This window comes from Acinetobacter sp. NIPH 284 (genome assembly GCF_000369425.1).
Taxonomy (GTDB): Bacteria; Pseudomonadota; Gammaproteobacteria; order Pseudomonadales; family Moraxellaceae; genus Acinetobacter.
The window spans coordinates 1-11989 of sequence record NZ_KB850007.1; the positions used below are offsets into that span (position 1 = coordinate 1).

The 11989-nt window shown below is 34.7% G+C and carries 13 protein-coding genes; 8 read left to right on the forward strand and 5 right to left on the reverse strand.

Annotated features, from left to right (window positions below):
• The first annotated feature begins 132 nt into the window (after window positions 1–132).
• Window positions 133–1056: a replication initiation protein RepM gene (gene repM, locus F908_RS00660; protein WP_005155887.1), complete on the forward strand. Its 924-nt coding sequence runs from the start codon at window positions 133–135 to the stop codon at window positions 1054–1056.
• 63 nt (window positions 1057–1119) lie between these two features.
• A complete protein-coding gene (locus F908_RS00665; protein WP_012268409.1) occupies window positions 1120–1686 on the forward strand; it encodes a plasmid replication DNA-binding protein in 567 nt (188 codons plus the stop codon).
• A 189-nt stretch (window positions 1687–1875) separates the two neighbouring features.
• On the opposite strand, the gene F908_RS00670 is transcribed toward F908_RS00665, so the two are convergent.
• Together F908_RS00670 and F908_RS00675 are read right to left on the reverse strand one after the other, a co-directional pair.
• A complete protein-coding gene (locus tag F908_RS00670; RefSeq protein ID WP_228127613.1) occupies window positions 1876–2634 on the reverse strand; it encodes a GTPase family protein in 759 nt (252 codons plus the stop codon).
• Window positions 2594–3589: a GTPase family protein gene (locus F908_RS00675; RefSeq protein ID WP_005155899.1), complete on the reverse strand. Its 996-nt coding sequence runs from the start codon at window positions 3587–3589 to the stop codon at window positions 2594–2596. The genes F908_RS00670 and F908_RS00675 overlap by 41 nt, the downstream gene beginning before the upstream one ends.
• A gap of 664 nt (window positions 3590–4253) precedes the next feature.
• Here F908_RS00675 and F908_RS00680 point away from each other — a divergent pair.
• The 4 genes from F908_RS00680 (at window position 4254) to F908_RS15310 (ending at window position 6506) form a co-directional block, all read left to right on the forward strand.
• The gene (locus F908_RS00680) at window positions 4254–4610 is read left to right on the forward strand and encodes a type II toxin-antitoxin system RelE/ParE family toxin (protein WP_000269909.1); all 357 of its coding nucleotides are present in this window, start codon (window positions 4254–4256) and stop codon (window positions 4608–4610) included.
• The gene (locus tag F908_RS00685; RefSeq protein ID WP_001140621.1) at window positions 4603–4905 is read left to right on the forward strand and encodes a helix-turn-helix domain-containing protein; all 303 of its coding nucleotides are present in this window, start codon (window positions 4603–4605) and stop codon (window positions 4903–4905) included. Before F908_RS00680 ends, F908_RS00685 begins: the two co-directional genes overlap by 8 nt.
• Window positions 4898–5107 (forward strand): hypothetical protein, encoded by a 210-nt coding sequence (locus tag F908_RS00690; RefSeq protein WP_005155900.1) that lies wholly within the window; start codon window positions 4898–4900, stop codon window positions 5105–5107. The genes F908_RS00685 and F908_RS00690 overlap by 8 nt, the downstream gene beginning before the upstream one ends.
• Window positions 5108–5376: 269 nt before the next feature.
• A protein-coding gene (locus tag F908_RS15310; RefSeq protein WP_155756589.1) for an IS3 family transposase occupies window positions 5377–6506 on the forward strand; the annotation gives its coding sequence in 2 pieces (ribosomal slippage) (window positions 5377–5629 and window positions 5629–6506; 1131 coding nt in all).
• 27 nt (window positions 6507–6533) lie between these two features.
• Here the strand turns inward: F908_RS15310 and F908_RS00705 are convergent.
• Both F908_RS00705 and F908_RS00710 read right to left on the reverse strand, forming a co-directional pair.
• Complete coding sequence (locus F908_RS00705) at window positions 6534–8423, reverse strand: acyltransferase family protein (RefSeq protein ID WP_005155905.1); 1890 nt, start codon at window positions 8421–8423, stop codon at window positions 6534–6536.
• 205 nt (window positions 8424–8628) lie between these two features.
• On the reverse strand, window positions 8629–8853 hold the full coding sequence (locus F908_RS00710; RefSeq protein ID WP_005155906.1) for a helix-turn-helix domain-containing protein: 225 nt from the start codon (window positions 8851–8853) through the stop codon (window positions 8629–8631).
• Between the two features lie 178 nt (window positions 8854–9031).
• On the opposite strand from F908_RS00710, the gene F908_RS00715 reads away from it, so the two are divergent.
• Window positions 9032–9292 carry a hypothetical protein gene (locus tag F908_RS00715; RefSeq protein ID WP_005155907.1) on the forward strand — a complete coding sequence of 87 codons (261 nt, stop codon included), beginning with the start codon at window positions 9032–9034 and terminating at the stop codon, window positions 9290–9292.
• 107 nt (window positions 9293–9399) lie between these two features.
• Here F908_RS00715 and F908_RS00720 read toward each other — a convergent pair whose 3' ends face one another.
• Window positions 9400–10356: a MobA/MobL family protein gene (locus F908_RS00720; protein WP_005155908.1), complete on the reverse strand. Its 957-nt coding sequence runs from the start codon at window positions 10354–10356 to the stop codon at window positions 9400–9402.
• A gap of 353 nt (window positions 10357–10709) precedes the next feature.
• Here F908_RS00720 and F908_RS00725 point away from each other — a divergent pair, with 353 nt between their 5' ends.
• Window positions 10710–11465 (forward strand): hypothetical protein, encoded by a 756-nt coding sequence (locus F908_RS00725; RefSeq protein WP_005155910.1) that lies wholly within the window; start codon window positions 10710–10712, stop codon window positions 11463–11465.
• Window positions 11466–11989 lie beyond the last annotated feature (524 nt).

Below are 11989 nucleotides of genomic sequence, written 5' to 3' on the forward strand. Positions count from 1 at the left end.
GTTTAAGGGGTAATAAAGATAGGTTTAAGGGGTAATAAAGATAGGTTTAAGGGGTATATGAATAGATAGATTGTTGACTATTTAAAATATATAACATATAACCTAGTTAAATGAATTAATAAGCTTCATATCATGACAAATAACAATAAATTAGTTGTTAAAGATAATGCTCTTATCGATGCTTCTTTTAACTTATCGCTCATAGAGCAACGTATTATGCTCTTGGCCATAGTTGGAGCTAGAGAGTCTTCTAATCTCACACCTGATACACCAATAGAAGTACTTGTAAGCGACTACATTCATCAATTTAAAGTGGATAGTAATAATGCCTATGGCTTACTTAGAGAGGCAGCAAAAACACTAAAAAGAAGGGAGTTTAGTTATTTAGATAGATATAAGGGCCTAGAGGCTCTTACTACTGCAAATTGGGTAAACAAAGTGACCTATGTAGATTCTAGTGGTCTTATTGTTTTATACCTTAGCAAAGAAGTTATCAGCTTAATTAGCCGATTAAGCGAACAATTTACCAAATATCATATAGAGCAAGTATCTGATTTTAGAAGCAAATATAGCATAAGACTATATGAGCTATTAATTAAATGGTTGAATGTAGCAAAAACTGAGAAATATAGTATTAACGATCTTAGATCAAAGTTAGGGCTTGATGCGACTGAATATTCAACAATGTCTAACTTTAAATCCAACGTATTAGACAGAGCAGTAAGTGAAATTAATAAACACACTAATATTACCGTTGAATATGACCAATTCAAGAAAGGTCGAGTCATCACTGATATTCAATTCAGAATTAAATCGAAAGTTAGATCATCTCAACCAGAATTAACCAGAACATCCCAAGTAGCATTCCATCAAATGACAGATGCTCAAATCAATATGTTTGGCAATCAGCTTTCACGACTACCTGAATTCTCAAACTTAGCAGATGGTAATGAAAGCTATGAGAGCCTAGCCGCGAAAATCAAAGAAATGCTAAGAGATCCAATACAGCAAAAACAGTTTTTTCCTCATCTAAAGAACTTAGGCTTTAAAGCTTGAGTGTATTGGAGAATACAAATATTGTATTCTTCAATACGTTTTCAAAATACACAGCAATACACTATGAATACAGCTACAAAATACAGTGTTAGTGATGCTGCAACCCTGTATAAAAAATCTCGAGCTACGCTATATAAAGATATAAAAAACGGTGTGTTAAGCCGTGACCACGATGGTTTTATAGATTTTTCAGAACTTCTTCGTGTCTATGGAGAACCTTTTGGAGTAAAACAAGTAAAACGTATCGATACGTCTCCAATACAAAATCAAAATACATCTGAATACACCAATAAAACAGTTGTAGAACTCAAAAACCAAATCGATTTTCTAAAAAAACAGTTAGAAAAAGCCGAAGATCGTGAAGCCAAGGCAAACGCTCGTATAGATACACTGCTGACACTCATTGAAATGAAGCCCCCAAAAGCCAATATGACTACGTTTACCGATCAAGAGCTGCCTCAATCAAATACTGCCCCAGCACAGCCAGAACCAGGCACCGTTGACACGAAAGATGAGAGATTGACTACTCTGGTTGAAAAAGAAAATAAGCGAATTGCAGTGCCGGAGCATGTCGAGCCTGAACCACCAAAACGGGGCTTTCTGAGCCGGTTTTTCCTGCCGAATGGCTGAGGGGATTGTTCAGTCTGACTAAGCAAAGGCGTGGAACTTTGGTTAAGAAATAGGCGTGGAACGTGAAAAATCACAAAAAAAGCCCAACTTGGGGAAGATGGGCTATCAACTAGGAACTACAGCATTGATTTATATAGATAATTATAACGCATTTCGTATAAGGTGTATTATGTTAATTTTAGAAAATCTTTAAAAGCTATAGCTTCTTGAGCTATCCATAATTCTCCTTTCTCTTGGAATACTTGAGATTATATGATCTAGCATCTTATCCAAGTTATAACCATAGTAAGCACTATAATATGTTGGTTTTTTTACAGAGATTCCTGTAGCTTCTTTAATCCGCTGCTGAACAGATACACTTTTTTCTTCTAAAAACTGCAAAAGTTCGGCTTCTGGTTGATTAATATAAGAATTCCATCCTCGTCTTTTCATCGCCATATCTGCTTGGTTAATAGCGATTATGACCCTATCTGGCTCAATACACTCTAAAACCACTTGCTCTAAAATTTTATAAGTTGTGCCTAAATCACGATGTGACCCATCTAAAATAACTAATGCTAAATCAATAAATCCATACTCTTTTTGATGAATATCCTCTGATTTACACGTTTGTAATAAGAGTTGAGTTAAATTTTTAGCATGGATTTTGTCAGCGGCTAAACCATCGCCTAGCCCAGCTGTATCATGTAGTCTAAAAACATCATTCACAGCATATTGTGTTACGTGCATAGTTTCAGGATCAACACCTGACCCTACTTTTGCGACTTCGGATCCAAATAATCCATTAATTGTTGAACTTTTTCCTACTCCTGTAGCCCCAATTAGTGCAACATCCAAAGGATATAGTAAGGATCGTTCTCTTAAAGTATTTCTAATGTCATTGATTCGATAATTTTGCATATACAAATTACCAACCAAAGAATGAGGAAATACCACCAACAATGCCACCTACGACACCACCAACAGTACGTCCTACAGCTTCACCAGCTTTCCCGAATAATGATCCTATTGCCCCACCGATGTTCGCTCCTTGCGTTGCCCCTTTAGATGCAGATTCAACTAAAGAATCCATAAAGCTTTTTTTAATTTCTTTTTGATAATCTTCTAATTTATCGTCCTTTTCCCACATTTCATCTTTTTTATTAATGTCTTGCATAAAGACAGCTCTTTTTTCTTTTTTAGTATGTCTTAGGATAAAAGTTAAAAGTTTTGATAAATTATAAGGTTGTTGTTCATCATCACCGTCTTTGTAACCTGCTGAGTAATAAATTGGTTCTACATCAATACCTGTAGCTTCCTTAATTCTTCTCTGTGTTGATATAACTTTTTCATCTAAAAATTCTTGTAATTTGGGTTCAGGTAAATTTTCCTCTGAATTCCAATACTTTCCTTTCATCGCCATATCTGCTTGATTAATAGCGATTAATAATCGTGATTTATCATCTCCAAGATTAGGAATTATTACATTATTAATTAGCTCGAAAGATGTGCCTAAATCTCGGCTACTACCATCAAGAATGACCAAAACTAAATCTATTAGAAGATCACCATTGTTATCCTTTTCTACTAATTTATTGATGATATTTTTAGCATGTTTTCTATCAGCTTCTTTACCATCTCCTAGCCCTGGAGAATCAAATAAAATAATATTATCAAGTTCAAATTTTTTAATATCCATAGTCTCAGGATCAACACCTGTTCCTACTTTAGCTTTATCAAAATTAAATAAAGCATTGATTGTTGAGGACTTACCTGCACCAGTAGCTCCTGTAATCAAAATATTAACTTTAGTATCTTTTAACGTGGATAAATTTCTTAGAACTGTTGCTTTATCTTGTTCTCGCAAAGAACTATCAGAGTTTATTTTTTTTATAAACTCATCAAATACGTTTAAGCTGCTCATCTTATTTCCCCTTATGGTTATCTTTAGTTTTTAAAAAGTAATTTTTGTATATTACGTTGAGGCTTAGAATAAATAAATATCATGACGTCTTAATATGTCGTTTAATCTAAAAATTAAATTTATTTAAAATCCATTTTATTTAACATAATGGGTGTTATGCGAAATCATTTATAAAAAGTTATTGTTTTTCAAATACTTAAAAAATTAGTCATGACTAAAAAATAGGTAAAAAGCCGACTCGGAAACAAGTCGGCTGCTTTTTAAGCACTTTTGTCACTTTTAGCCAATAAAATGGGTTAAAAAATATTCAAAAATCCAAATTTTCCTGATTTCTAAAGGCTCTCATTTCTGAAATTATCCCCATTTCCTGCGGACAATTCTTGGGATAATTTGAGGATATATGCATGTACGTTCTGGCGTACAATCATTCAGGAAATCGACCAATAGGCAGATACCCCTAGATTGCATATCATGGCTTCATTGAGAACAGGATGTTCCAGATAAAAATAACAAGATCAGCGACAGGACGCGAGGGATGACAGGAGTTGACCCTAGTACCAAATACGAAAAACCCCGACAGGATGTCGGGGTTTTTTTATTGTCATTTGAATAATAATTCAATTAAGTATAAAATATAGACTGTAATCTATATTGTGGTTGTAATATGTGGACAGTCATTACAACGGATCTGTTTAACGAATGGCTTGTACAGCAAGATGAATCTACACAAGAGAAAGTACTCGCAGCGTTGGTCGTTCTACAGCAACAGGGACCAAGTTTAGGTCGTCCTTTAGTAGATACCGTCTATGACTCCAAATTTACCAACATGAAAGAGCTACGTGTTCAGCATCGAGGTAAACCACTGAGAGCCTTTTTCGCATTTGATCCTTTACGACAAGCTATTGTGCTGTGTATCGGTGATAAAGGCGGTAAAAAGCGTTTTTATAAAGAGATGTTAGATATTGCCGATCAGCAATACGAACTTCATCTTTCAACTTTAGGAGATCAATCTAATGGCTAAGACCCTACAAGAATTATTGGCTAGTCGCTCTCCAGAGAGTCAAGCTCGTATTCAAAAAATGGCTGATGAATTACTGTTGGAAACTCAGCTTCACCTTATTCGTGAAGAGTTAGAGATTTCTCAAAAAGAACTGGCTGCAACCCTTGGAATCAAACAGCCGTCATTGTCAGCAATCGAAAATCGTGGTCATGATCTTAAAATTTCAACGATGAAAAAGTATGTTGAAGCAATGGGCGGAAAACTTCGTATTGATGTAGAGCTTCCAACAGGAAAACACATAGGATTTAATGTCTAATAATAAACCTTTGAAAAATATTACTAAATTACTTGTTAATCTGGACAAATTTATATTTTTAGTCAATGCTGCCGATAGCCTAGAAGAAATTGAAATTATTAGAGACTTATGCTGTGACTATTTTTCACGTTGTAATAGGCCAAGCTATTACACTGATATTTTCGACAATGCTTATTGGATAAAATATTACGAAATAGCTTAATCCTTCCAGATTCGCATAAGAGTTTTTATGTTAAATAATTAAATAAAAAGGACCACGTTAGTGGTCCTTTACTTGTTATTTATCAAAAATTTCTTTTTTAAATATAGGGGCTAATTTTAGAGATGCAGTCCAACTCATATGATCGTCATCATAAAATAAAGGTAAATTATTTTGGGTAAAGTGATGTGGTTCTAGGATTTTAGACCACGTCTATAAGTGATAATCTACTCCCCAATAAGCATGGGAAATGCTTGTTTTTGGAGTCAACCATGACACGAAGAAAACGTCGTAATCATTCAGCAGAGTTTAAAGTTAAAGTTGCTCTCGCAGCAATTAAAGGCGACCACACACTCGCTGAACTTTCTACTCAATTCGATTTACATCAAAACCAAATCATCGATTGGAAAAATCAACTGCTTGAGCAATCAATCAATATTTTTTCACGACCAACAGCACAACAAGAACCTGAGATTGACCTCAAAGCTCTACATGCCAAGATAGGACATCAGGCATTGCAAATTGATTTTTTAGAAGGTGCGCTCAGAAAAATAGGGCAGCTGAGCGGCAAAAAATGATCGATAAGACCCATCAACTTTCGGTACGACAACAATCGCAATTGATTCAAATCAATCGCAGTACGTTGTATTACAAGCCCAAAGAGATTTCATCAACTGATTTGAGTTTGATGCGTCTGATCGATGAAATTCATCTCGACTACCCATTTATGGGCAGTCGAATGATACGAGATATGCTACAGCGTCAAGGACATCAAATAGGTCGGCGTAAAGTCCGACGTTTAATGCGCTTGATGGGAATACATGCCTTGTATCCAAAACCCAATACCAGTAAGCCTAATCTTGCACACCGTATTTTCCCATATCTGTTGAAAAACATGGTCATCGCTCACTCTAATCAAGTCTGGTGTACAGATATCACATACATTCCTATGACTAAAGGCTTTGTCTATCTGTGTGCAATTATAGATTGGCATAGTCGTAAAGTACTGGCTCATCGTGTATCGATCAGTATGGAAACAGACTTTTGCATAGATGCGTTGCAAGAAGCAATTGTGAAATATGGTTGTCCAGAGGTGTTTAATACAGACCAAGGCAGTCAATTCACAAGCGAGGCATTTTTGAATGAGTTAAAATTGCGAAATATCAGTATCAGTATGGATGGGAAAGGACGGTGGAGAGATAATGTGATGATTGAGCGATTATGGCGCAGCTTGAAGCATGAGGAAGTCTATTTGAAGGCTTACGATACGGTTAAACAAGCGAAACAATCAATTGCTGAATATTTGGATTTTTATAACACGATACGTCCTCATTCAAGTTTGAATAAGGCAACACCAAATGAATTTTATGATCAACATTTACTAAAAGTAATGGCAGCATAATTTAAATATTTAGAGCGGATTTATCACTTATAAAACTGAATTGAGTGGTCTAATTAACGGAACCACATTAAAGTAGCATGTTTCGTTATCACAAAACTCTCTAGATAAATCAATTATTTGAATATTTTTAGTGGATTGTGCTGCCATATCTTGGGCTTTCCAAGCTTGTTTACTTCTTTCGTAGTATTCATTCCAAGTAATGGTTAAATCTTGAGTAGGTAAATGATACTTAAAAATTTTCGCTGCAAGGTTGGAAATTTCTTTTTTAGCTTCTGGAGTTGGCCTTGTAATATATACTTTATGAGATGCAGATAAATCTTTTAATGTATCAACATAGGCATTTCTCATTTGTGCATAATATTCCTCATCAAATACAAGAGATGGAGTGTTTATATATCGAATAGGTTGATTACTTTTATCATTTTCTGGTTCACCTTGAAAAATGGCATTAGCTCTATTAATTACTAGGATTGGAATATCAGTCGAGTAGTTCGTTTTTATATCATTAATAATATCTTTTACTCTTTCGCCACAAGAATATTCAGGCATATTAGTCTTTTTTAAATTTTTAACTGTAGGGCAACCACTAATAGTAAATGAAATTAAAGATGTATTATTAGGTAGAGCATTAATAACACCATTTAACATAGCACTTGCATGGCTGTCGCCAACGACTATTAGAGACAATGGTCCATCACCATAGGTACATTTTTTAAGTTGAGAGTCATCCTGTTTACCAAGGCATTCATCTCTTCTTGGGTTAATATCATTGATGGTATTACTAATATTATTAATTTCATTAGAAAAACGGTTTTTAACACCATCAAATTTAAATATCATAATTGAAATTAAGCTAAGAATTGAAATAGATAAAAACCAAAGAAAATAAGCTTTAACTATTGATAAATTTGATAATTTTTTACGAGTTGGATTCTCAATATAAGTATAAGAAAGCCATCCTAGAATGATAGATAAAATTATCCCTGCTGTAATAAATATATAGTCATCATTTTTATAAAAATAATGTAAGAAAAAGACGATCGGCCAATGCCAAAGGTAAATTGAATATGAATTATTACCTAACCATTGGAAAACAGATCCTTTTGTAAAAATAGAATTTTGTTGATGTGTTAAAAGAATAAGAAAAGCACCTAGAACTGGTAGAATAGCATTATAGCTAGGCCATAATGTGTCAGTTGAGAAAATATAACAGCTAATAGCTATTAGAAAAAAACCAATGAACTCTAAAGGTTTTTTATATGGAACTTTTTCTTTAGGAATAAAGAAAATCAATCCTCCAGCTAGCATTTCCCAAGCTCTAGTTGGTAACAGAAAGAAGCCAGCTGATGGATTTTTTGCAGTAATAATGATTGATAATATTAAAGAAATGATTGTTCCTAAAATAAAAAATGTGAGTAGAAAATTTCTAGATTTTTTTATTTTATAAAGTAAAGCAACAATAATTGGGAAAACTAAATAAAATTGCCATTCAACAGATAGAGACCATGTATGGAGCAAAGCTTTATTATGTGAGTCAGTATCGAAGTAGCCAGACTCTCTCCAATACACAATATTTGAAAAAAAGTTGATACTTGAAAGAGTGTGCTTGGCTAATGCCTTATAATCTGTTGGAAGTACAAGAAACCACCCTAAAATAAGTACTATCGTACTGACTACAAAAAGGGCTGGAACAATACGTATACCACGGGCTAGGTAGAATTTTAAAAGCGAAAAATTTCCTTTATCTAAGCTTTTAATAACAATACTAGTCATTAAAAAACCTGATATTACAAAGAAAATATCAACACCGATAAATCCTGCTGCAAATCCTATAATACCAAAATGAAAGAGAACGACAAGGATAACAGCATATGCTCTTAATCCATTAATATCGTATCGAAAGTTTTTGTTATGCATTCACATCTAACCCCAAAATATTGAGGGGATTTTAAGCTTTTAATTTTTAAAAGTAATCTTAATTTTTCCTAAAATTAACATAATACACCTTATGCGAAATGCCCTAGATGGGGCATTTCTAGCACTCATTTAACATAAAATTTCTTCTACGAAATGCACGTGTTAGAACCCAATTAAATCTTTAATTGGGTTCACATCAAATACTCTATTGATCACGATAAGCTCGAACTTTCTCAAAAATTGGATAAAAGTCCAGACCATCATCCTTCATATCTGAAATTATGACCGCAATTACTGCAATCGTAGTGGGCACTTTACCGTTCTTTTTATAGTTGGTAATGGAGTTGGCGTTCATATCTAAAAGCGCTGCAAATTCTTTAATAGAAAGGCCAGACTTACCTATAAGTCTTTGAAATTCTTCGTAAGGCATAGTTTAAAAAGCAGAATTGTTCTGATGGAAAAGTATAGCACAGATCATTTATTTACATTTAAACACATAAATAATGTGATTAACACACTATTTATGTGTTTAAATATTCCCATATCCTTCTTTCAGGACATATGAAGAAGGTGTTTTTAATTATTTCTTCTTAAAATGAGGCATAACAATGGGTAATTTAAACTTGATTAATCATTTATATCTTTCTGAAAATTCTAGAAAAATTGGAACTCAACTCATTAAAGAGCTCTCAATTAATAGATCGAACAATCTGAGTTTATTTTTAAACGTTAATAAATGTTTTGACGATCGAGAAGCAACATTGGTATGGACGCAGCATCATCTTGATCAACATATAGATGATGATTACGAAGACGTTAAACGCGCTTTTTTAGCATTCTTTCCTGATGGAGCATTTATGCAATTTTGAGACTGTTAATTGAATAGCTAGACTCCCTGCATGGTCCTTTTAAAGGACCATTACACAATTTACAGTCCTACAGTCAGTTTACCTGTCACAGATTTTTGAACGCTCTATCAAAATCCAAAACTAGGACCATCAAATCCCTTCGTTTTTTCTTGTGCATGCTTCTGCTTTTCTTGCTCTAGTGACTTTTGCTTATTCAATTCTGCCTCATAGTACGGTTTATACAGCTCATAACGATTCTCAGCTCTCAACCGATTAATTTCTACAATCATGTCCTGTTTTTGCTGAAAACGGACAGGATCACTTTCTTTTGCAAACCGTAGTGCCTTACTCATGATCGGCACATCTTGCAGATGAGTATCATATTTTTTATTGTAATCTTCATTGGATAGACAACTCACTAGATTCGGAACCTCTACCTTTAGCCCTCTAATTTCAATAATTTTGGTCGGTGCATAACGCTGTAAGCTGTCATTAATCAGCTCTTCAGTTTTCTGCCGATACAACTGCAACTGTTCTTTGCCCATCCCTAACACATCTGCCGTGAGCTTTTGTGCACCGCCTTTCTCTGGCTGCTCAGGGTTATAACGCTTAAAAAACTGCTCCGGTGTTCGCTCAATACCATCAACATGGCGTTCACTGTAAATCAAATGCAAGTGCGGCTGATCTTGTCCCGCCAAAGCGCCAGCATGATTATGAATCGCGCAAGTAAAAGGATAGCGATAACGATCAGCAAATTCGGCAATAAATGCCTCGGCCAACTCGATGCGCTGTTCTTGAGTAAGTTCTTTCGGCAAAGCCACCACCAAACTTGAACAGACCCGACCATTTTTGCGTTCATACAGATCCGAGGCCTGCCAAAATTCTTCCGGATTCCCCTCGGCAAAGCTGGGCATATTACCTGAGCAAACAAACTCAAGTTGTTCATGAACATGATCTTTATGTTGTGCAAATTGTGCAGTTCGAGTGATGTAGTGAAAGCGCTCTTTGGCCGTTCTAGGCTTGTTATTTTTACCACCTTTTGGGGGCGGATTTTTACTGTTGTGTTCAAGATTACAGTAGAACATTCTGGTGCCGACCCTCCATGGTATTTTGATGTTGTAACAGCACTTTTTAATGCTGTAACAGTACTTTTTGATGCTGTAACAGTACTTTTTTAATGCTGTAACAGCACCTTAGTTTCTATGTAACAGATAACATTCAATATAAATCAATAACTTACATCTATAATTGCCTGCGGAGCACGAGAAGAAGTGTTTCTAAAAAGCTATAATTTTACGAAGTAAATTATAGCTTTTTAGAAACACGGAAACGAGCTAATAAATTAAATAAAATGTTCCCACATTTTATTTAATTTATTCATGCCGCCATATGCTACTCTACTGATATCTGATTCATGTGTTTTTTGGGGGTGCTGATCATGGTGAAACGAGGTCGTCCTGCTAAAGTTTTATCAAATGAAGATCTGATTCAATTGCAGCAGTTTTTAGAAAAATTACCGTTCCTCACAGAAATCCAATCTCATGTTTTAAGGTCATTATTATCTACAGAAAAATTTGATGAAGAGATATTCAAAAAGTTTAAAACTGTAGATCGCTATAGAGTGCTATATCAACAACGCCAAATCTTACTTGAACAGATCAAACTCAAAGCACATAACCAACAAAAACTAATGGACAATGAAGTTGAAATTTTAAGTTTGGCCCAACAAGACCAGGATCGAGACACCTGGTTTAGACTAGAGCGAGCCTTAGAGTCTTATCAAAAAATCCATAAGGCAGTTCTCAATGACCGTCTACGCCTCGAAAATGAGCAAAAACGCGAAGTTTTAAATAAATCGAGGAAAACCCTTAGCGAAGCACAAATCAAGCGTAATGAGGAAAACAGACGCAAATACGAGTTAGGTGGTGCAGTATTAGCAGCCTTTAAAAAATTGAATATTGATATTCATTCGGAAACACCAGATCAAATCACCAATAGAATTGTCAATAACAGTCAATTCGCTTCTAGGGTAAGAACAAGTAAAATATTTAAAGAGATTACTGAACACACCTACAATTTTTTTAAACGACAAAATTTATTTCTTGATGTTCTTGAAGGCCTATCAACTTGGGAAAGTAATCATAAGAAACTATCAACGATAGAAATTGAAAAACACCAACATAAACATCAATAGTCCTGATTATTTCAACTTAGAGTCCCCATAGTTGAGCGAGTGTCTACGAGCGACACAATCAAAATTCGCGCCTAGACTCCCTGAAAAACAGCTTTTTAGGCTGTGAAGCCTAAATAAGCGTAAATCACATATAGTAATTTGAGCCTAGATCGAGCGAAGCGAGTAAAAAAGTTCTATGAGCGAAGCGAATTCCGAGTTGCTTTTGCTTTTTCTTAAATTCACGGAAACATTAACCTAAAAATTGCCCCGACGAATCGAGCGAAAGCGAGATTCAATAGAGTTTGAGCGAAGCGAAAACCAAGGGCAATTTTTCTTTGCCTAGGCTTTTAATTATTTTTAAAGTTTTTAATGTTTTTAGACATGCTGAAAGCCTTTGTTTGCAATAGTTTAAGGGGTAATAAAGATAGGTTTAAGGGGTAATAAAGATAGGTTTAAGGGGTAATAAAGATAGGTTTAAGGGGTAATAAAGATAGGTTTAAGGGGTATATGAATAGATAGATTGTTGACTATTTAAAATATATAAC

Excerpts from the sequence above, each read along its gene's own strand:
- repM (WP_005155887.1), top strand. The coding sequence starts at position 133 with ATGACAAATAACAATAAATTAGTTGTTAAAGATAATGCTCTTATCGAT.
- F908_RS00665 (WP_012268409.1), top strand. The coding sequence starts at position 1,120 with ATGAATACAGCTACAAAATACAGTGTTAGTGATGCTGCAACCCTGTAT.
- F908_RS00675 (WP_005155899.1), bottom strand. The coding sequence starts at position 3,589 with ATGAGCAGCTTAAACGTATTTGATGAGTTTATAAAAAAAATAAACTCT.
- F908_RS00680 (WP_000269909.1), top strand. The coding sequence starts at position 4,254 with ATGTGGACAGTCATTACAACGGATCTGTTTAACGAATGGCTTGTACAG.
- F908_RS00685 (WP_001140621.1), top strand. The coding sequence starts at position 4,603 with ATGGCTAAGACCCTACAAGAATTATTGGCTAGTCGCTCTCCAGAGAGT.
- F908_RS00690 (WP_005155900.1), top strand. The coding sequence starts at position 4,898 with ATGTCTAATAATAAACCTTTGAAAAATATTACTAAATTACTTGTTAAT.
- F908_RS00705 (WP_005155905.1), bottom strand. The coding sequence starts at position 8,423 with ATGCATAACAAAAACTTTCGATACGATATTAATGGATTAAGAGCATAT.
- F908_RS00710 (WP_005155906.1), bottom strand. The coding sequence starts at position 8,853 with ATGCCTTACGAAGAATTTCAAAGACTTATAGGTAAGTCTGGCCTTTCT.
- F908_RS00715 (WP_005155907.1), top strand. The coding sequence starts at position 9,032 with ATGGGTAATTTAAACTTGATTAATCATTTATATCTTTCTGAAAATTCT.
- F908_RS00720 (WP_005155908.1), bottom strand. The coding sequence starts at position 10,356 with ATGTTCTACTGTAATCTTGAACACAACAGTAAAAATCCGCCCCCAAAA.
- F908_RS00725 (WP_005155910.1), top strand. The coding sequence starts at position 10,710 with ATGGTGAAACGAGGTCGTCCTGCTAAAGTTTTATCAAATGAAGATCTG.